Genomic DNA, 19974 nt, shown 5'->3' on the forward strand with positions numbered 1-19974 from the left:
CGGCCGTTGGGGGCGATCATGGACGAGGCTCGGGAGCTCCGGGGTGGCGGCGGGTGGTCGCTCGCCCCGGTCGCGATGCTGCGCCACGCGGGCTACCCGCTCTCCCTGCTGGACCGCGTCGTCGACTCCCCGACCGCCCGGGCCGCCGACACCGTGCTCGCCCTGCGCGACGAAGCCGTCGAACTGGGGCGGCGGTTGAAGGCCGCCCTGCGCGCGGAGCGGGCCGGCACCCGGGGCGACCTCGCCTCCGGTGTCGGCATGCTCCGGCCCTTCCCGCCCGTCGACCTCGCCCGGCTCGGGGCCGAACTCGGCCCGGCCGCCCTGGACTCGGCCAAGCGCTACCAGGACGCGGTGCTGGCCCTGGACGCCCACTGGACGGCGTTCGAACGGCAGCACGGCGCCGCCCTCGCCGACGCCCGCGGGGCGGTCCTGGACCTCTTCCGCGAGCCCTCCCTCCAGCAGGTCCTGCTGCTGTCCAACGACGCCCGCTTCGAGGAGTTCACGGCCTGGATCGCCGCCGGCGGCGCCGGCTCGGACGGGCACGTCAGGCGGATGACCGACCTGCTCGCCATGTACCTCCAGCGGGTCACCACCAAGAACGAGACCCACGCGCACTTCGGCCCGCTCGCCGTCGCCCGGACCTCCCCGTGGGGCCCCGCCGGCGTCACCTGGTCCACCGGCCCGCTGCGCCGGGTCGCCCGGCTCAGCCACTGGGCGGGCGAGGCGATGGCCGCGGTCCTCAGCGCCCGGCCGGAGGCCTTCGAGACGGTGCGCCCCCGCCGGCGCCCGCTCGCCTTCGCCGAGGGCCCGGTGGTGCGGCTGTACGCGTTCGAGGCCACCACCGGCATGCCGGACGGCTGGCGCTTCGTCGCGGTGCGGTCCGACACCTTCGACGCCCACCAGTGCTGGCTCTGGGAGCGCTGCGACGGCGAGCGCACGGTGGCGCGGCTGCGCGACGACTGGGCCGGACGGCCGGACCGCCCGGCCGACCGCACCTTCGACCGGGTGCTCGCCGAACTCGTCGACCAGGACTGGCTGGTCGGGCGCTGGGAGATCCCGATCGGATCCACCGACGTGCTGCGCTCGCTCGCCGGGCACCTCCCCGCCGGCTCCCCCGACCTCGCCGTGGTGCGCCGCCTCGACGACGGGCTGCGCCGCTTCGCCGAGGGCCCGACGGCGGGCCGCGCGGCCCTCCTCGGCGAACTCAAGGCGGCCTTCGAGGAGGTCACCGGGACGCCGGCCAACCGCTCCGGGGGCCGGCACTACGCCGACCGCGGCATCCTCCACGAGGAGGCGTACAGCCCGGTGCGGGACGTCGTCCTCGGCCCGGACGTCGCCGAACTGATCGGCCGCGAGCTCTCCCCCGTCTACGACCTGACGCTGCTCGTCCCCCGGCTGCGCGTCCGCCGCGAACTGGCCGTCCTGCACCACTGGACGGCGCGGCGCTTCGGCCTCGGCACGCCCGTACCGCTGCCGGACTTCTACGCCGCCTTCTTCGCCGACCGGCCGCTGCTCGCCGCGCGGTGCGAGGAGGTGGACCGGGAGGCCGAGGCCCTCGACCGGGAGGTCGTCGCCCTGCTGCTGGACGGCGCCGAGGACGGCCGGCCGGAGAACGTCGTCGAGCGGGCCCGGCTGGAGGAGTTGCTCGCCCGCCACCCGGCCACCCCGCCCGCGCTGTGCAACCCGGACGTCATGCTCGCCGCGCCGGACGCCGCCGCGATCGGGCGCGGCGACTTCCTCGCCGTCGTCGGCGACTGCCACGCCGTCCGCGAGGCGCTCACCCACTCCAGCTTCGCCCCGCTGCTCCAGGCCGAGGCGCCGGAACTGCTCGACGGGATCCACGCCCGGTACCGGGGTCTGCTCGACGAGGACGAGACGCTGGTGGACCTCTCCCGCTCGCACCCCGACAAGACCGCCGCCCAACTCACCTACCCCTGCCCGGACCTGGAGGTGTACGGACGCTCCCCGAAGGCCCGCTCCGACGTCCTGCGGCCCGACCGGCTGTACCTGGTGGCCACCGCCGACCGGCTGGAACTGCGCGCCCACGGCCTGACCGGCCGGCTGAAGCTGCTCGCCCCGCCGGCCGGCGGCCCGAGCATCCGCCAGGACCCGCTCTCCCCGTTCGCCTTCCCCCGGCACTTCGGCGGCGTCGGCATCCGCGACCGGGACCGCGACCACCTGCCCCGCATCCGCTGCGGCCGCGTCGTGCTGCACCGGGAGCGCTGGCGCATCCCCGCCGGGGCGCTGCGCGGCTGGAGCCCGGGCGTCCACCGGTCCAGGGGCGACGCCCCCGAGTTCGCCGCCGCCCGCGGGCTGCGCCGCGAACTCGGCCTGCCACGCCGCGGCTTCCTGAAGATCCCCGGCGAACCGAAGCCGGTCTACGTCGACTGGGACTCGCCCCTGGTCGTCCGGCAGGTCTTCCGGCTCGCCCGCAGGACGGCCGCCGACCTGGAGTTCACCGAGATGCTCCCCGCCCCGGAGCACCTCTGGCTCGACATCGACGGAGAACGCCACACCAGCGAGCTGCGCTGCGCGGTCTTCTCGCCCCGCTCCCCCTGAGCGCTCCACACCGAGCGCCCCACGTCCGGTGCCCCACCCCGGAGTGGTCCGCCTCCCGTTCCCCACCCCCGAGTGCCCCACCCCCGAGTGATCCACCCCCGAGTGATCCGCCTCCCGTGCTCCACGTCGAGGGCGCCGCGCCCTCACCGACCGAAGGCACCGCCATGACCAAGAGCTGCATCGTCCAGTTGCCCTTTCCCTCCAGCCACGACCCCGACCCCAAGCTGGCGCGCTACTACGACGACTACGACCGGCGATTCCGGGCGATGCTGCCCGAGTACTTCATCCCCACCGACGGCCTGTGGGAGATGCCGCTGTGGGTCGCCCACCTGACCGCCCTGCTGGACACCGCGGGCCTGGACTCCGTCTTCCGCGACCTGTCCGGGACCCCGGCCGAACCGGAGCTGTGCGCCGAGGCGCTGCTGGACGCGACCGCCGCCGGAGACCTCGTGCTGATGTCCCCGCTCGCCCAGAACCTGCGCCTCGCGCTGGAGGTGGCCGAGCGACTGGAGCACGCCCGCCGGCGCGTCGTCCTCGGCGGGAACATGGCCCCGCTCGCCCCGGACGGTTCCGTGCACGCCGTCCACCGCGGCCAGCTCGACGCCACCTTCGTGCACCGGCTGGTCGAACTCGCCTCCGGGTCCGGCGGCAGCCTGGAGAAGCCCCTGCTGCCCGGCCTGGTGTCCGACCGGATCACCTGGGCGCCGGACTACCGCCACCTCGCCGGCTACCAGGGCCGGGTGCCGCTGCTGCGGCTCAACGCCAGCCACGGCTGCCTGTACCAGTGCTCGTTCTGCGGCGACGCCTGGAGCAAACAGCTGACGCTGGTCTCCAGGGACGCGCTCGCCCGGGAGGTGGACGAGCTGACCGCCCGCTTCCCCGACACCCGGCTCTTCTACATCGGCGACAAGACCTTCGGCCAGTCCCGCGAGGCCGTCGGCAACCTGCTGGACGTCTTCCGCGACCGCCCCGGCCACCGCTTCATCGTGCAGACCCACGTGATGCAGGTGAAGGAGTGGATCGTCGACGCCATGCTCGAACTCGGCGTCGTCGCCGTCGAACTCGGCTTCGAGTCGGCCGACTCGCAGATGTTGAAGCGGCTCAACAAGCTCTCCCGTGGCCTGGACGACTACACTTCGAAGATCCGTCAACTCAGCGACGCCGGGCTGAAGATCGTCCTCAACATGATGGGCGGCCTCGACGAGGAGACGGAGGCCTCGCACGGCCAGACCGTCACCTGGATGCGGGAGAACGAATCGGCGCTGTGGCTCTTCAACCTGTACAACTTCGTGCCGTACCCGCTGACCCCGGACTTCCCCAGGCTGCGCGAGCGCATCTTCAACTGGGACTTCGCCGACTGGCGGGAGGACGCCCCGGTCGTCTACCGGCCGCGGCACCTGTCCCCCGAGGACAGCTGGGCGCTGTTCCAGGAGAAGATCGCCACCGCCCACGACGTCATCCGCGGCCCCCGGACCACGCCCGTCCCGGTGCCCGCCGTGCGGGAGGACTGACATGACCGAACTCCCCGACTTCGAGGCGCTGCGGAACAGCGTCTCACCCGAGGACTTCGCCCAGGACCCGCTGCCGGGCTGGGCCGGCGTCGGCACCCTGTTCGGCGCCCCGACCACCACCGCCGAGCGGGTGGACGTCGGCGGGGCGGGCTGGGTGGTGTCCGGCGTGCCGTTCGACGCCACCGCCAGCTCCCGGCCGGGCGCCGCGGAGGGGCCGCGCGCCGTCCGCCAGGCCAGCCTGGTCTTCTCCAGCTACCTCACCAGCCTCGGCCAGTGGCGGATGCTGGACACCCGTACCGGCCGGACCTTCCGCTACCTCGCGCCCCGCGTCGCGGACGCCGGTGACCTGCACGTCTACCCGACGGACACGGTGAAGACCTTCCAGGCCGTGGCCGCCGAGAGCCGCCGCCTGAGCCGCGACGCCCCGCACCTGGTCTTCCTCAACGGCGACCACTCCTGCACCTTCCCCACCTTCGCCGGCTTCCGCGCCGGACGCCTCGACCACGGCGCCGCCCGGGTCGGGTTCGTCAACATCGACCACCACTTCGACTTCGGCAACTGGAGCACCCTGCACGGGCCGCTCTACCACGGCTCCAACTCCCGCCGGATCAGCGAGATCCCGCGGATGCGCCCGGAGGACATCGCCTTCGTCGGCGTCGGGGACGTGACCAGGTACGACCAGTTCCGCGGCCTGCTCGAACGCGGCTTCCATGTCGTGCCCGGCTCCTCGATCACCCGGGACGGCGCCGCCGCGGCGCTGCGCCCGGTGATCGAGGAACTCGGCTCGCGCTGCGACACCGTCTACGTCTCCCTCGACATCGACGTGCTCGACAGCGCCGCCGCGACCGGCACCGGGCACGTCACCATGGGCGGCATCACCATCGGCGACCTCCTCGACGTCTACGAGGAACTGCGGGCGCTGCCCGTCGGCGCCCTCGACATCGCCGAGATCGCGCCCCGCTACGACCCGTCCGGCGGCACCGCGCAGATCGCCGCCCGGCTGCTCTTCGAGTTCCTCTTCCGCACCGAGGTGGCCCCGGCCGAACTCGCGCCCTGGGCCCCCGGCGGCACCCCCTCCGCACCCCGGGAGCACCGGTGAGATTCACGCCCCACGAAGCGCAGTTCGACTGCACCCCGCTGGTCTCCGGGCCCCCCGCCGAGCGCGAGCGCGCACTGGACGCCCTCGCCGCCGAGGCCGTCGAGGTCGTCCACCGGGTCGGGTACGCGGTGTTCCGGATCGGCCGGCTGCGGCTCGGGGTCGAGGACAGCCGCCGGCTGTCCACCGGCATCGTCGAACGCGTGCGCACCGCGCTGATCGCCCGCGGCGCCCCCGGGCGGATGCGGCTGGAGGTCGACCGGGCGCAGCGGACCCACGTGCCCGGGGGCCACGCCACCCGGACCCTGCTGCCCCACCACGACGGCCAGCACTGCTCGTACCTGACGCCCAGCATCCACGACGCCCCCGACTGGGACCCGGCCCGGCGCACCTACGGCGACTCCGGGTACACCACCACCCCCGCGCACAAGATGTACCAGGGCATCTTCCTGCCCGAGGTCGGCGAGGGGTTGAGCGTCACCACGTACTACGACTGGCTCGGCGTGATCGGCGAGGTGCTGGAGCGGCGCGGCGTCGACCGGGGCGCGGACCCGGCGGCGGCCGCCGCCCGCTGGCTCGGCGACAACCTGAGCCGCGGCCTGGCGCGCCAGCCGGAGCACGGCTGCGCCTACCCCTCGGTGGGCGCCATGCTCGGGCTGGAGGAGCCGCTCTGGCACGGCCTGTCCTTCCACCACGGCGAGGCGGAGCTGACCGAGGAGGAGCGCGGGCGCTACCCGGCCGCCGCGCCGCTGGCCCGCGACTGTCCCTGCGGCGAGTGCCGGGGCGAGGCCGCCCGGCTCTTCTGCCACCTGGTGCTGATGGCCACCGGCCTGACCTGGGCGCGGTTCCGCCGCCGCTGGGAGGTGCTCGCCCCGGGCGAGCAGTGCGACCTGCTGCTCGGCCACAACCTGACCATGCTGCACGGCGGCCTGGCCGGCGGCGCGGGGCGGATCATCGAGCCGCTCTGCCTGGTCGTGGACGAGCCGTCCGGCCCCGCGTACGAGCGCTGGCTGGCCGCCTCCTGGCGGCGCACCCTGCCCGGGGCCCGCTGATGGCCCGGAGCCCGCTGACGCGGGGGGCGCCCGCCACCCTGGCCACCCCGGTCGACCTGCACCTGCACACCCGGCACTCGGACGGCGACGAGACGCCGGCCGAACTGGCCCGGCGGTGCGTGGCGGCCGGACTGCGGGTGGCCGCCGTGACGGACCACAACACCCTCGCGGGCGTCGCCGCCTTCGAGCGGGCCGCCGACGGGCACTTCACCGTGGTGCCGGCCTGCGAGATCACCACCGCCTGGCGCGGCGAGGAGGCGCACTGCCTGGCCTACTTCGTCGACCCCGGCGACGAGCCGTTCCGGCGGCGGATCGGACGCGTCCACGACGCCGAACTGGCATGGTGGCGCGACTGGGCCGAGCGGGTGCGGGCCCTGGGCGTACCGCTGGACCGGGCGGGGGTCGAGCGGCGGATCGGCGGCGACCGGGTGGCCCACGTCGACGACTATCTGGCTCTGCTGCTGGAGGCCGCCCGGGACGACCCCAGGTTCGCCCCGTACGCCGAGGGCGGCGACCGGTTCGCCCGCCTCGCCGCCGACTGGTGCCGGCCCGGCCGGCCGCTGCACGTCGAACACCCCCGCTACCCCGACCTGGTGGACGTGCTGCGCTGGATCGAACAGGCGGGCGGGGTCGCCGTGCTCGCCCACCCCGGCCCGCTCACCACCGGCCTGGACGCCCCGCGGTGCGCCGCGCTGCTGGAGCCGCTGCGCGCGGCCGGGCTGGCCGGGCTGGAGGTGTGGACCAGCTGGCACACCCCGGCCGACAGCGCCCGGCTCGCCGAGGCGGCCGGGCGGCTCGGCCTGGTCGCCACCGCCGGGTCCGACCACCACGGGGCGCGGGTCAAGCCCTGGGCGCCGCGCCCCGGCCTGCTGCCCGCGCTCCCCGCCGATCCGCTCGCCGTCCTGGACGCCCTGCACGACCGCCGTCCGCCCGTCCACTCCACTCCCAGGTGAGGCTGTGACCACCGTCAACGACCCCCAGACCGGCACCGGGCCCGCCACCGCCGGGCCCGGCGTGCGCGCCGCCTGGCAGCTCGCGCCGGTCGTCGTGCTCCGCCAGGCCGGCTTCCCGATGGAGCTGCTCGCGCCGCTGGCGGACCCGGACGCCGCCGAGGAGGCCCACGCGCTCGTCGCCCGCGGGCGCCGGCTGAAGGAACTGGCCGAGGAGTTCAAGGCCGTCCTGCGCCGGCACCCGGTGCCCGGCGCCGCCCGGCTGTCCTCCACGGCCGGTTTCCTGCTGCCCGTCCCCGGGCCCGAACTGGCCGCCGCGGCGGCCGCCGCACCCGCCGACGCCGCCACCGTCCTGCACGCCTACCAGGACGCCGCCCGGCACTTCGCCGAGGAGCAGGAGCGCTTCTCCGCCCGGCACCGGGACCGCCTCGACCGGGCCGGGGCCGCCGTGGTCGGGGCCTTCGCCGACGAGCGGCTGCGACAGGTGCTGCTGCTCTCCAACGACTCCGCCTACCCCACCTTCGCGGCCTGGCTCGACGGCCACGACGGCGGGACGGGCCGGCGCACCCGCAAGATGACGGACCTGCTGACCATGTACCTCCAGCGGGTCACCACCAAGAACGAGACCCACTCGCACTTCGGCCCGTTCACCCCCGGCCGCCTCGGCACCGCCCCCGGCATCGACTGGTCCGGCGAACGGGAGCTGGAACGGCGGGCGCTGTTCAGCCACTGGGCCGCGGAGCGGATCGCCCGCAGCGCCGGCGCCGTCCCCGGCCTGCTCGACCACGCCCGGCCCCGGCGCCGCCCGCTGTCCTTCCTGCGCGACGGCCGGATCGACCTCTACGCCTTCACCACCCGCGACGGCCTGGACGCCGACTGGGACTTCCGGCACCTCGGCGGCCGGCCGGTGGAACCGTACGAGGCCTGGCTGTGGCGGCACTGCGACGGCGAACGCACCCTGAGCGAACTGCGGCGGGCCTGGCAGGACGAGCTGCGCAGCCCCGCGCCCTTCGACCGGGTGCTCGCCGCCCTCGCCGACCGCGAATGGGTGGTGGTCGAGTTCGAGATCCCGATCGGCGACCACCGGCCGCTGGCCGCCCTGCGCGAGCAGCTGCTCGCCGCACCCGCCGACCTGGCCGCCCCGCTGCTCGCCGCGATCGACGGCTTCGAGGCGGACCTGACCCGCTTCGCCCGGCTGCCGCTGCCCGAGCGCGCGGCCGCGCTCGCCGCCACCAAGGCCCGGTTCGAGCGGCTGACCGGCGGCCCCGCGAACCGCAACAGCGGCCTGCACTACGCCGACCGCAGCATCCTGTTCGAGGAGGCCCGCGGCCGGCCGGCCGACCTGACCGTCGGCCCGGACCTCGCCCGCTTCATCACCGACGAGCTGTCCGTCGTGTACGAGACCGTGCTGGCCGGCCCGCGCCTGCGGATGCGGCGCGAACTGGCCATCCTCACCCGGTGGGTGGCCGGGCGGTTCGGCCCCGGGGTGGAGATCCCGCTGGACGTGTTCTACGCCGAGTTCTTCCGCGACCGGGACGCCATCGCCCGGGAGTGCCTCGCCGTCGAGGCCGAACTCGCCGAACTGGACCGGGAGATCGGCGCGGCCCTGCTCGGCGCGGCCGCGACGGACCCGGACCGCTCCGAGGTCGTGGTGGACCGGGAGCGGATGGCGGCCGTCCTCGCGGCGCGGCCCGGCGGCCCGCCGGCGCTCTGCGACCCGGACATCCTGTTCGCCGCGAAGAGCCGGGAGGACCTGGCCGAGGGCCGGTTCACCGCCGTCATCGGCGACTGCCACGCGGTGCGCGAGGTCATCACCCACACCAGCTTCGGCCCGCTGGTCCAGGAGCACGTCCCCGAGCTGCTCCCCGAGGTGTACCGCGGCTACCGGTCCCTGCTCGCCGACGACGAGGTGCTCGCCAACCTGTCCCGCGGCCACCCCGACAAGTCCTCCACCCAACTCGTCTACCCCTGCCACGACCTGGAGGTCTACGGCCGCTCCGGGCAGTCCCGCGACCGGGTCCTCCAGCCCTCCCAGCTGTACCTGGTGCTGCGCGGCGGCCGGCTGGAGCTGCGCGCCCACGGCGTCGGGGGCCGGCTGCGCCTGATGGCGCCCCCGGCCGGCGGCCCGAGCATCCGCCAGGACCCGCTCTCCCCGTTCGCCTTCCCCCGGCACTTCGGCGGCGCCGGGCTGGACGCGCCCGAGCTGACGCACATCCCGCGGATCCGCTGCGGCCGGGTCGTGCTGCAGCGCGAGACCTGGCGGATCCCCGCCGACCGGCTGCGCGACACGGGCGTCCTCGGCCGGCAGCGGGGCCGGGACGACGCCGCCCGGTTCGTCGCCGCCTGCCGGTTGCGCGCCGAGCACCGGCTGCCCCGGCACGTCTTCGTCAAGGTCCCCGGCGAGCCCAAGCCGGTCTACGTGGACTGGGACTCCCCGCTGCTGGTACGGCAATTGGTCCGGCTGGCCGGCGGGGCCGACGGCGTCCTGGAGGTCTCCGAGATGCTGCCCGCCCCGGACCAGCGCTGGCTGGAGGTGGACGGCCACCGGTACACCAGCGAACTGCGCTGCGCCGTCTTCTCGACGGGGAACGGCCTCGTGACGGGGGACAGCCTCGTGACGGGGGACGGCCCCTCGGCCGGGGACGGCCGGCGGTCGGAGCCGCGCGGGTGAGCACCGACACCGCCGTCCGTCCGAACTCCGGCTACCACCGCGTCCTCGGCGCCGCCGCCTCCTCCGCGGTCGGCGACGGCATGCGCTTCGCCGCGCTGCCGCTGCTGTCCGCCGCGGTGCTGCACGACGCCTTCCGGGTGTCCGCGGTCACCGCCGCCACCACCCTGCCCTGGCTGTTCTTCGCGCTGCCCGCCGGGGCGTACGCCGACCGCTTCGAGCGGCGGCGGCTGATGGTCCTCGCCGACCTGCTGCGCGCCGTGGTGCTCTTCCTCACCGTCGTGCTGCTCGCCGCCGGCCGACTGGGCTTCTGGCCGCTGGTCACCGCCGCGTTCCTGCTGGGCGTCGGCGAGGTGCTGTTCGACTGCGCGTCCTTCGCGCTGCTGCCGGGCGTCGTGCCCAAGGAACGGCTGGAGTCGGCGAACGGCCGGCTCTTCGCCGTCCAGACGGCCGGGCGCGACCTGCTCGGACAGGTGGTCGGCGGCGTGCTGTTCACGGTGGGCCGCGCCGTCCCGCTGCTGCTGGACGCGCTCTCCTTCCTCGCCTCCGCGGCGCTGCTGCGCGGCGTGCGCGCGCCCGAGTCCGAGCCCGAACCCGGCCCGTCCGCCGGCGGGCCCCGCCTCCTGGCCGACATCCGCGAGGGCGTCGCGTTCGTCCTCCGCGACCGGCTGCTGCGCGCCCTGACCGTCTCCGCCGGCGTCGTCAACGCCGTCTACCTGGGGCAGATCGCCGTCCTCGTCATCCTGGTGCGCGACGTGCTGGAGCTCCCGGACTCCGCGTACGGGGCACTGCTGGCCGCCGGGGCGGTCGGCGGCGTGGTCGGCGGCGCCGTCGCGAGCCGGCTGACCAGGGCGATCGGCCGGGCCCCGGCACTGGTCGGCAACCTGGCCCTGACGGGCGCCGCCGGCCTGGCGGTGGCCGCCACCGACCGGGTCGCCGTGGTCGCCGCCGCCTACGGCCTGACCGGCTTCGCCCTGATGGTCTGGAACGTCGTCGCCGTCTCGCTGCGCCAGACGGTCATCCCGGACCGGATGCTCGGCCGGGCCACGGGCGTCTACCGGCTGTTCGCCTGGGGCACGATGCCCCTCGGCGCGCTGGTCTTCGGCCGGGTGAGCGCCTCGGCGGGGCCGCGCGCCGCCTTCGCCCTCGGCGGCGCGGCCACCCTGCTGACCTGCCTGCCGATCGCCTACACCCTGCTACGGGACAGCAGGGTGACGGACCGTCACGACACACCGGAGGACGCCCCATGAGCGAACGCTTCGCCGCACTGGACCGACTGGCCGAGCAGTGGGGCCTCAGCGGCCTCGAACTCGTCGGCAAGGGACTGGAGTTCACCGTCTTCCGGGCCCGGGCGCGGGACGGCGCACCGGTCGCCGTCCGGCTCGCGCACCGCCGTTTCGACTCCAACGCCAACGACCCGCACGTGGACACCCGCGCCCTGCTCGTCCAGGAGCACGCCATCGCCCGGCACCTGGCCGAGCACGGCCTGCCCGTCGCCCGGGCCCGGGAGCTGGTCCTCGCCGACGACCCAGGCTCCCCCGACGTGCTGCTCTCCGACTACGTCCCCGACGACGGCTCCCCGCTCGACTCCCACGCCCTCGGGCGGCTCCTCGCCCGGCTCCACCGGGTGCCCCCGCCGCGGCTGCGCCCCGTCGCCGCCGAGGGCGGCACCACCGCCGAGGCCCTCGCCGCCCGGATAGCCCGCCGCTGGGCCGAACTCGCCCACCGCGTCGACGACTGGCCCGCACCCCCGGCCCCCGGGCTCCTCGCCCGCCACCTCTCCCCGCTCACCGGGAGCAGCCTCCTCCACCTCGACGTCCGCAGCTCCAACATCCGCCGCCACCAGGGCCGCACCACCGCCCTCCTGGACTGGTCGAACGCCCTCCTCGGCACCCCCGCCCTGGAGTTCGGCCGCCTCGCCGAATACGCCCGCTACCCGGAGAACGACCTCGACCTCACCGCCCTGCGCGCCGGCTACGCCACCCTCGCCCCCGTCCCCGCCGAGGACGACCCCTGCCTCCTCGCCTGCCGCCTGGACGCCGCCCTGATGCTCGCCCTGGTCTTCCTCTCCGAGGCCCCCGACCCCACCCGCGCCCCCACCGCCACCGCCCACGCCCGCGACCTGGCCGTGCGCCTCGGCCGCCCCTGACCAGTCACGCGGAAGTGGGACCTTGCCCCACCCGGTGACGTCGGCAGGTGACGCCGAACGACCACAAGGCCCCGCCGTACTTTCGGCGGGGCCTTGCGCGGTTACCGGATCGGCACTGTTGCCGGAATTACGGCTCGGCGACTACACGACTTTCGACCCGATGGCACGAAGGACATCGGCAAGCCAGACCAGACCGTACCCGATGGCCTTTTCCTCGTCGTCGATCATCTCCTCGACCTGGCTCCACGATTCGGAAACCATGCCGATGGTGAGCTCCGGAGGACCGGAGTAGACGTCGGCCATCGACGCTACCGGGACCGACCAGAAGGCGTCGTGATCGATGGCGATCCCTCCGGCCGGCGCGCTGGCGGCGACATGGCGCACGAGCACATCGAGCGCCTCGCGCAGCCTTTCCAAGGGGATCTGCAGTTCAGGTTCGTTCACTTGCATCCTTCGGGGCGAATCTTGGCGATGTTGTCCTTGAAGGTCTGGATCTCCTTGTTGAGGTGTCTGACCCTTCCCTCGATGATGCTCTTTCGCACCTCATCATTGGGCGCGTTCTTCAGGAATCCCTTGTTGTCGTACGCGTCCGGATTCTCCAGGTATTCCTTCAGCTTCTGCTCGTGTTCGGCAATCCGCTGTTCGTAGGTCCGGATCGCCTTGAGATCTTCGGGCGACAGGTTTTCGCCGTCATTATGCACCAGGACCGGCGTGGCCCCGGCGAGCGCGTAGTAGGTGTGGAGTTCTTCGACGGTGAGGTTGTAGGCGGGCTGGAGGGTGTTCCAGTGCCGGACGTCCTCGACGCGCCGGGGCCGGCCGACCGGGTCGCGCAGTTCGTCGCCGGTCTTGAGGTCGACGGCGTAGATCCACTGCTTCCGGTTCTCGGACCAGAAGGCGTGGTGGTCGGTGCTGGTCAGGGACTGCCCGGCGCCGAGCGAGACGTCGGTGAAGTCGCGGTCGTCCGGGCCGAAGATGGTCGCCGTGACCCGGCGGGGTCCGGTCTGTCCCGTGATGGGATCGGTGGCGAGGACCTCGTCGCCGATCCTGACGGTCTCGATCGGGCGGGTGGAGCCGTCGCCCATGAGGACGCGGGTGCCGGCCGGGAAGCTGTTCAGCGGGCAGGACTTGGGGACCCGGCCGACCAGCTTCTTGATGAACTCGACGGCCTTCTCGCCCCAGGAGCCGAACTTCTTGGCCCACTTGGCGAGCTTGGCGACGGCGGCACCGTCTCCGATGAAGGGGATCGCGCCGATGCAGGACTCGACCGCCTCGGTGGTGCGGCCTTCGACCGCGTAGTAGGCGCAGTTGACGAGGTCGGCGATGTCGGCGAGGCCGGGGGCGATGACGCCGCCCGCGCCGCCGATGACGTCGAGGGTGAAGTGGATGCTCTCGGAGACGAGGCGGTAGATGGCGCTGGAGGTCTCGTTGTCCTCCTTCGCCTTCTTGATCTCCTCCTCGATCGCCGCGATCGAGTCCTGCTTCTGCTTGTCGAGCTGAGCCTGCTTCTCGGCCACCAGGCGATCGGCCGCCAGCTTGTCGGCCTCGGCCTTCTGCTCGGCGTCGAACTTGCCCTGGTAGTTGGCGCGGGCGTCGTCGGCGGACGCCTGGGCGGCCTCCGCGTCCTTGCCGGCCGCTACCGCCGAGGCCCGGGCCTCGCTCGCGGACTCATGGGCTTCAGCCGCGGCCAGCCGTGCCTGCCCGGCCGACTGTTCGGCCCGGTTGGCGGAGTGGACGGCGCTGGCGGCGTCGCGGTTGGCGGAGGCCTTGGCGGTGTTGGCGGTCTTCGCCGCGGCGGCGGCCTTGGCGGCGGAGGCCTGGGCGGCGTCGGCGGCGGCCTGGGCCTTGGCGACGTGGTCGGCGGCGGTGTCGGCCGACGCCTTGGCCGTGGCCTCGTAGCCCCTGGCCTCGTCGGCGATGCCACGCGCGTAGGCGGCGGCGGCCTGAGCCGTGGCCGCGTTCTGCTGGGCCGCTGCGGACGCGGCGGTCGCCTGGGCTATCAGGCCCTGGACATCGGCGACGTGCAGCGCGGTGAGCTGGTCCTTCTGCTGCGCGGTGTACTGGCCTTCGGCCACGAAGGCGCGCAGACCCCGCACGGGGCCTTCGATGGCGATCTTCGCCGCGGCCTTGAGCTCGGGCTCGGTGGACGGGGCGTCCTCCAGCCGGGTGGCGGTGAGAAGGTCGTCGGCGGCCTGCGCGTCCGACAGCCCCTTGCCGAGGAAGTCCCGCAGGGCCGCTGGGGTGTTGGTCCGCAGCGCGGCGTCGGCGGCGGCCTTGACGGCGGGGCCGGCCTTGTCGCTGAGACGGGTGATCGTCAGCCGGTTCTCCGGCGCAGCGGCCTCGAACTGACCACTGTTCAGGAAGGCGCTGATCCGGGCGCTGTCGCCCTGCAGCGCGGCGTAGGCCGCGGTGCGGACCGCCTCGCTGTCGGCGTCCTTGTGGATCTGGGCGACGTGCTCGCGAGCGTCGCGCTCCTCGGCCTCCCGCCGGCCGGTCTTCACGTAGGCGAAGACAGCCGTGTCGTCACCGGTGAGGGCGTCCTCGGCGGCCGCCGCTCCCCACTCACCGGAGATCTTGCGGGAGATCAGGGCGAGCTTGCGGCCGTCGGTGGCGACCAGCTCCGGGGTGGTGCCGGGCTGGTCGGCCAGCTGGGCGAGACGGGCGGCCTCGGCCTTCGCCTTCTGGACCTCCTGGGCGGCCCGGTCGGTCTGCGCCTGCTTGTCCGCCTCTTCGGCCTTGGCCTGGCGGGCCTTCTCCACGGCCACCGCGGTGCGGTTGGTCAGGTCCTCGGCCTCGATGCGGCGGGCCAGGTCCTGGACCTTGTTGGCCTTGTCGACCGCGTTCTGGGCATCCGCCGCGTAGCCGGAGGCGGCGTTCGCGTGGTCGGTCGACTCCTGCGCGGCGTTCGCGCTCTGGCCGGCGTGGTCGGCGGCGTCCCGGGCGGCCTGGGCCGCCGCGGCGGCGTGTTCGCGCGCGGACTTCAGCAGCGCCGCGGCCAGCTGCGACTGCGTCGCGGCCTCCCCGGCCAGTTGCTGCGCGGCGGCGGCCGCACGGCCGGCCTCGGCGGCCTGACGGCGCGTCGTCGCCGCGGCCTGCTTGGCCTTGGCCGACTGGCCGCCGGCGCTGGCCGCGTAGGCACCGGCCTGCTCGGCGGATCCCGCCGCGGCGTCCGCGTTGCCCTTGGCACTCAGCGCGGCAGCCGACGCGTCCTTGCTGTCTGCGAGGGCCTTGTCCGAATGGACGAGCGTGTCCTCCGCGGCCGCCGTCAGCTTGGCGGCCGCGTCAGCGGCGTCCGCCGCCACTCGCGCCTCGTGCGCCTTGGTCGCGTCACCGGCCGCCGCGGCCGCGGAAGTCCGCGCACCGGCCGCGGCCCGCTGGGCCCCGGCCGCCGCGGCCGCCGCGTTCGACGCCGCGTAAGCCGCGGCACGCGCACCCGCGTTGGCGGCACGCGCGGCCGACAGCGCCGTGTTCGCCGCCTTGCCCGCGCGCTCGGCCGCCGTCGCGGCCTTGTTCGCCGCCTCCGTCGCCTTGGCCGAATCGTTGCCCGCCTGCTGCGTCTCCACCGCGGCCCTGGCCGCGGCCTCCATGGCCTTCTGCGCCTCGTAGACGGCCGTGTTCTTGGCGTCGATGGCCGCAGCCGTCTCCTGGGCCGCCTGCGCGCCCGCGTCCTTCGCCTGCTGGACCAGCTGCGCGATGCTCGCGCGCTCCAGGTCACGGTTCTGCGCGACGTACTGACCGACCGCGAGGAAGTCGCGGACGTCCTCGATCGACCCGTTCAGCGCCGCACGAGCCGCCGCCTGGGTGTTCGCGCCGCCCGCGCTCAGGATCTGGACCAGCTTGACCCGGTCGTCCGCGTCCTTGGCCGGGAACTGGCCCTCGGTCAGGAACCGCTGCAGTTCCTCACTGCTGTTGCTGCGCAACGCGGCATCGCCCGCGGCCTGGAGACCACGGCCCGCCCCTGTCGCGGGGTCGATGATCCGGGTGATCCACAGCCGCCGGTCCGCGTCCATGGCCGACTGCCAGCCGCTTTCCAGGAACGCGCGCAGCTCTGCGGGGGTGCCCTCGATGGCCTTGCCCGCGGCCTCGCGGACCTTCGGCCCGCCCACGCCTTCGATCTGCGACGCGGCCAGCAGGTCGTCCAGGTGCTGGGAGCCGACGAGCTCGTTGTAGACGAACCGCGTCACGTCCTGGTCCGAGCCCGCCAACGCGGCCTCGGCCAGTTCGTGCACCCGGGGACCGCCGTCGAGCCACGCCTGCACCGCGCGCTCACGGGGGCTCAGCTGAACCTTCACGCCGGTCGGCTCGACGGCGACGGCGTTCGGAATGCCCGCCCCCACCAGACCCGCCGTCAGGGCGAGCGGCAGCAGGCTCAGGGAGAGCCTGCCCAGCAGCGGCGGCCTCCCCCTCCTCCGCCGTCGTGAGCCGGATATCGAATGGTGCATCAAAACCTCCGCTGTCGGTGCCGGCCAATCACGGCCGCAGCGGAGCCTACGACAAATGAAACCACAACAGAACGCCTACGAAGCCACGAAGTTGCACGCAAAGTGAAGGCGATGACGCCCCCGGTCACAGGCATAGCCCAGCAAAATAAACACATCACCACGAACCCCACATTGCCTTGAAAACCAAGACATTCCACCCCTGCTGACCATGGAAACAGTTGTCGAGGCGTCAGTCCATCTGGTTCGATGGGCCGGATTCCGCCGGGGGCGACAAAGGCCGCGCTGCAGTGAGAGCACGCATTTCCAAGGACATTGACGCTTCGTTAAGGGCCCGCGGTTCGCCACCCAATCAGGTTGGTTCGCGCCAATCCGTGGATCCGCCCTTCAGGGCAACACCAGCTGAACGAAAAGGATTAGGAATGGCAAAGCACGTGTCCCGCTGGCTCGTTGGCGGTGCCGTCGTGGCGGCCGTGACGCTGGGCGCCACCGCGCTCGCGTCGGCCGACGGCGCCCCCGCGGACAACTCGACCGCGCCGGTGGCGGTCGAGGACTTCAACCACCCCGGCCCAGCCCCGTACCCGAACGTCAAGCTGCTGCGCGGCGACGGCCACATCATGCTGTCCGACTGCGCCGTGGACAACCAGATCAGCGTCCTCAGCTTCGACCTGCCCAACAGCAGCGGCAACCAGATCTGCTTCCGCGCCACCAGCACCACCGGCTACCTCGCCCTGGAGGTGCCCAACGTCTTCCGCATCCGCACCGACGACTACTCGGTCAACGCCAAGCTCACCACCGTGGACGGCGTCCAGAGCGTCGACATCGCCAAGGGCACCGCCGCCAGCGTCGGCATCGGCAGCGGCACCGGCACCGGCAAGCCCGCCGCGCTCCTCGAACTGCGCATCACCGGCTGACCCCCACCGGCACCGCTCCCCGCTCCCCGCTCACCCTTCCCGATGGAGCCCCAGGTGACCCACACCCCCCTCCGCAGCACCAGGAGGACCGGCCGCACCACCACACGCCGGTGGCTCGCCGCCGCCGCCGTGACCGCGACCGCGCTCGCCGGAGCCACCGCGATCGCCTCCGCCGACACCACCCCGCCCCCCGCCGACAACTCCGCCGCACCCCCGGCCGTCGAGGACTTCACCTACCCCGGCGCCGACACCGTCACCAAGGTCAAACTGGTACGCGGCGACGGCCACATCCTGCTCGGCGACTGCGCCAAGCCCACCCAGATCCAGATCTGGACCCGCGCCCCGGGCAACCCGGACAACCGGATCTGCTTCACCGTCGCCGGCACCACCGGCACCCTCACCCTCCAGCTGCCCGACGCCTTCGCCGTCCAGACCAGCGGCGGCCGCTCACTGAAGGTCGGCCTCACCGTCGACGGCACCGCCCAGACCCTCGACGTCCCCAAGGACGGCTTCAAGGGCATCGGCGAAGGCACCAGCGGCAACCCGGCCGGCATCACCGAGCTCACCGTCACCGGCTGACAGCCACCGCCCGCATCCACACGCCACCTCTCACCTCCGGGAACACACATGCTTCGCAACTCCTCGCCCCGCAACCTGCGGGCGGGCACCCTGGCCACCGTCCTCGCCGCCGGCGCCCTGACCACCCTCGCCACGCCCCCGGCCGGCGCCGTCGGCGGCGCCGGCGCCGCCGAGGACTCCTACACCTACACCGCGCGCCTGGTGATCGGCGACAACCTGCGCGCCTGCACCGGCACGCTGGTGGACCGCTCCTGGGTGCTCACCGCCGCGTCCTGCTTCGCCGACGACCCGGCGCAGCCGCAGGCGCTGGCCGCGGGTGCGCCGAAGTGGAAGACCACCGCCACCATCGGCCGTACCGACCTGACCACGTCCAAGGGCAAGACCGCCGAGATCACCGAGCTGGTGCCGCGTGCCGACCGTGACCTGGTGATGGCCCGCCTGGGCACGCCGGTCGACGGCATCGCCCCGCTCGCGGTCACCTCCACCGCCCCCACCGCCGGGCAGACGCTGAAGGTGCCCGCGTACGGACGGACCAAGGACGAGTGGGCGCCGCTCAAGCTCCACAGCGGCGCGTTCTCCCTCGACACGGTGAGTGCGACCGGCATCGGCACCACCGGCACGGGCGGCGCGGCGATCTGCAAGGGCGACACCGGCGCTCCCGTGGTGCGTGAGGTGAACGGCAAGGCGGAGCTGGTGGCCGTCGCCTCCCGCTCGTGGCAGGGCGGCTGCCTGGGCGTACCGGCCACCGAGACCCGCACCGGCGCGTTCAACTCCCGCGTCGACGACGTCGCCGGGTGGGTGCAGCAGGTCCGTGCGAAGGCCGTGGGCTGGAAGACCCAGGCCCTGGTGCGCGGTGACGCGAACCTGTTCTTCGCGTCCCGGCTGTACGACGGGTCGTGGACGCCGTTCGAGGATGTCCAGGCCGTGGCCGGGAGCATCGGTGGTGTGCGGGCCGCGTCCTCGGTCGGTATCAACGGTGACACCCATGTGGTCGCGCTCGGTGGTGACGGGCACCTGCACTACGCCGTGCACAACCTCGACGGCGGCTGGGGGCAGAAGTTCGTCGACCTGAACACGACGGTGTCCGACCTGGGCAACATCACCCAGGTGACCATCGCCTCGGTCGGTGGTGACCTGCACGTGGTCGTCGTCGCGGACGGCTACCTGTTCCACAACGTCCGCTCCGCGAGCGGGCAGTGGACGTCGTTCAAGCTGGTCACCGACGTGACCGGTCCGCTGAACGGGATCACGTCGATCTCGGCGGCCGGTGCCGCGGGCGGGGAGCTGCACATCGCCGCCGTGTCGGGTGGGAAGGTCTACCACGCGGCCCGTTTCGCCTCCGGGAGCTGGTCCCGCTGGGGCTCGGTCGCCGAGGCCGCCGGTGCCACCGCGCCGGTGAGCGCCGTCGCCGTCACCCGGCAGAACGACGACCTCGACCTCGCCCTGATCGCGAGCGACGGCCAGTACCACACCATGCGCTACGCCAGCGGCAGCTGGCAGCCGGTCAGGTCGCTCGGCAGCGTCGTCGGGAACGTCGCCGGCACCGGTATCAGCGCCGCCACCGTCGACACCGACGCCGTGTTCGCCGTCACCACCAACGACAACAAGGTCCTGCTCACCGCCCGCCACGCCGACGGCGGCTGGAGCGCCCCCGAGGACCTCAACCTCACCGCGATCCCCGGCAACCACACCGGAACCGTGATCACCAGCTCCCTCTGACCGGTGGTTCACCGAGCGTCCTGGTGTGGGAGCGGACACGATCCCGCACCAGGACGCTCGCGTCGTTACCGAGGGCGGCCGGCTGCTCCTGCCGAATCCGGCCCGTCTCGTCGACGTCACCACACTGCGGTCGAACTCGTCTATCCTGGGCGACACTTCGCCTCCTGCGGGACCCCGCCGGTGGCGGCCGCGACGGCGGGGCCACGGACGGATCGCGGCCCCGGAGGGCGGCGCCCCCGGCGCCGGGCAGGGGTCGGACGACGGGTGGGACAACCGGCGGTGCAGCTTGCTGCCACCGTGACGGGCTGTCCTCGGGCGCGCCGCGGAGTCATGCTGACCCT

General features: G+C 73.8%; 13 protein-coding genes. 11 read left to right on the forward strand and 2 right to left on the reverse strand.

Going from position 1 to position 19974, the window contains the following annotated elements; translation table 11 throughout:
• The first annotated feature begins 18 nt into the window (after window positions 1-18).
• The 8 genes from ACIQ87_RS03360 to ACIQ87_RS03395 all read left to right on the forward strand — a co-directional run bounded on the left by ACIQ87_RS03360 (window position 19) and on the right by ACIQ87_RS03395 (window position 11985).
• A complete protein-coding gene (locus tag ACIQ87_RS03360; RefSeq protein ID WP_402400800.1) occupies window positions 19-2559 on the forward strand; it encodes a lantibiotic dehydratase in 2541 nt (846 codons plus the stop codon).
• A gap of 164 nt (window positions 2560-2723) precedes the next feature.
• Window positions 2724-4070, forward strand: a complete 1347-nt coding sequence (locus ACIQ87_RS03365; RefSeq protein WP_402400803.1) for a B12-binding domain-containing radical SAM protein — start codon at window positions 2724-2726, stop codon at window positions 4068-4070.
• Window position 4071: 1 nt separating this feature from the next.
• Entirely contained in the window at window positions 4072-5169 is a 1098-nt protein-coding gene (locus ACIQ87_RS03370) for an arginase family protein (RefSeq protein WP_402400806.1), read from the forward strand.
• Window positions 5166-6218, forward strand: a complete 1053-nt coding sequence (locus tag ACIQ87_RS03375; protein ID WP_402400809.1) for a hypothetical protein — start codon at window positions 5166-5168, stop codon at window positions 6216-6218. The genes ACIQ87_RS03370 and ACIQ87_RS03375 overlap by 4 nt, the downstream gene beginning before the upstream one ends.
• Entirely contained in the window at window positions 6218-7171 is a 954-nt protein-coding gene (locus ACIQ87_RS03380) for a PHP domain-containing protein (RefSeq protein WP_402400811.1), read from the forward strand. The genes ACIQ87_RS03375 and ACIQ87_RS03380 overlap by 1 nt, the downstream gene beginning before the upstream one ends.
• A 4-nt stretch (window positions 7172-7175) precedes the next feature.
• Window positions 7176-9839 carry a lantibiotic dehydratase gene (locus tag ACIQ87_RS03385; protein WP_402400814.1) on the forward strand — a complete coding sequence of 888 codons (2664 nt, stop codon included), beginning with the start codon at window positions 7176-7178 and terminating at the stop codon, window positions 9837-9839.
• Window positions 9836-11086 (forward strand): MFS transporter, encoded by a 1251-nt coding sequence (locus ACIQ87_RS03390; protein ID WP_402400817.1) that lies wholly within the window; start codon window positions 9836-9838, stop codon window positions 11084-11086. The genes ACIQ87_RS03385 and ACIQ87_RS03390 overlap by 4 nt, the downstream gene beginning before the upstream one ends.
• Window positions 11083-11985, forward strand: coding sequence for a phosphotransferase family protein (locus ACIQ87_RS03395; RefSeq protein ID WP_402400819.1), 903 nt, complete (start codon window positions 11083-11085; stop codon window positions 11983-11985). Before ACIQ87_RS03390 ends, ACIQ87_RS03395 begins: the two co-directional genes overlap by 4 nt.
• Before the next feature lie 141 nt (window positions 11986-12126).
• Here the strand turns inward: ACIQ87_RS03395 and ACIQ87_RS03400 are convergent, their stop codons facing one another.
• Window positions 12127-12429: a hypothetical protein gene (locus ACIQ87_RS03400; RefSeq protein WP_402400821.1), complete on the reverse strand. Its 303-nt coding sequence runs from the start codon at window positions 12427-12429 to the stop codon at window positions 12127-12129.
• Window positions 12426-16424, reverse strand: a complete 3999-nt coding sequence (locus ACIQ87_RS03405) for a polymorphic toxin-type HINT domain-containing protein (RefSeq protein ID WP_402400824.1) — start codon at window positions 16422-16424, stop codon at window positions 12426-12428. The genes ACIQ87_RS03400 and ACIQ87_RS03405 overlap by 4 nt, the downstream gene beginning before the upstream one ends.
• Window positions 16425-16843: 419 nt before the next feature.
• On the opposite strand from ACIQ87_RS03405, the gene ACIQ87_RS03410 reads away from it, so the two are divergent.
• Genes ACIQ87_RS03410 through ACIQ87_RS03420 form a run of 3 tightly spaced genes read left to right on the forward strand, consistent with a single transcriptional unit; the run spans window position 16844 to window position 19633 of the window.
• A complete protein-coding gene (locus ACIQ87_RS03410; protein ID WP_402400827.1) occupies window positions 16844-17335 on the forward strand; it encodes a hypothetical protein in 492 nt (163 codons plus the stop codon).
• Window positions 17336-17389: 54 nt separating this feature from the next.
• Complete coding sequence (locus ACIQ87_RS03415) at window positions 17390-17914, forward strand: hypothetical protein (RefSeq protein WP_402400829.1); 525 nt, start codon at window positions 17390-17392, stop codon at window positions 17912-17914.
• A 48-nt stretch (window positions 17915-17962) separates the two neighbouring features.
• Window positions 17963-19633 (forward strand): trypsin-like serine protease, encoded by a 1671-nt coding sequence (locus tag ACIQ87_RS03420; protein ID WP_402400831.1) that lies wholly within the window; start codon window positions 17963-17965, stop codon window positions 19631-19633.
• The last annotated feature ends 341 nt before the right edge of the window (window positions 19634-19974 follow it).

This window comes from Kitasatospora sp. NPDC096204 (assembly GCF_044763205.1).
GTDB lineage: Bacteria > Actinomycetota > Actinomycetes > Streptomycetales > Streptomycetaceae > Kitasatospora.

What these genes read in the sequence shown, in the direction of transcription:
- ACIQ87_RS03360 (WP_402400800.1), top strand. Translation starts at nt 19, where the DNA reads ATGGACGAGGCTCGGGAGCTCCGGGGTGGCGGCGGGTGGTCGCTCGCC.
- ACIQ87_RS03365 (WP_402400803.1), top strand. Translation starts at nt 2,724, where the DNA reads ATGACCAAGAGCTGCATCGTCCAGTTGCCCTTTCCCTCCAGCCACGAC.
- ACIQ87_RS03370 (WP_402400806.1), top strand. Translation starts at nt 4,072, where the DNA reads ATGACCGAACTCCCCGACTTCGAGGCGCTGCGGAACAGCGTCTCACCC.
- ACIQ87_RS03380 (WP_402400811.1), top strand. Translation starts at nt 6,218, where the DNA reads ATGGCCCGGAGCCCGCTGACGCGGGGGGCGCCCGCCACCCTGGCCACC.
- ACIQ87_RS03395 (WP_402400819.1), top strand. Translation starts at nt 11,083, where the DNA reads ATGAGCGAACGCTTCGCCGCACTGGACCGACTGGCCGAGCAGTGGGGC.
- ACIQ87_RS03405 (WP_402400824.1), bottom strand. Translation starts at nt 16,424, where the DNA reads ATGCACCATTCGATATCCGGCTCACGACGGCGGAGGAGGGGGAGGCCG.
- ACIQ87_RS03410 (WP_402400827.1), top strand. Translation starts at nt 16,844, where the DNA reads ATGGCAAAGCACGTGTCCCGCTGGCTCGTTGGCGGTGCCGTCGTGGCG.
- ACIQ87_RS03420 (WP_402400831.1), top strand. Translation starts at nt 17,963, where the DNA reads ATGCTTCGCAACTCCTCGCCCCGCAACCTGCGGGCGGGCACCCTGGCC.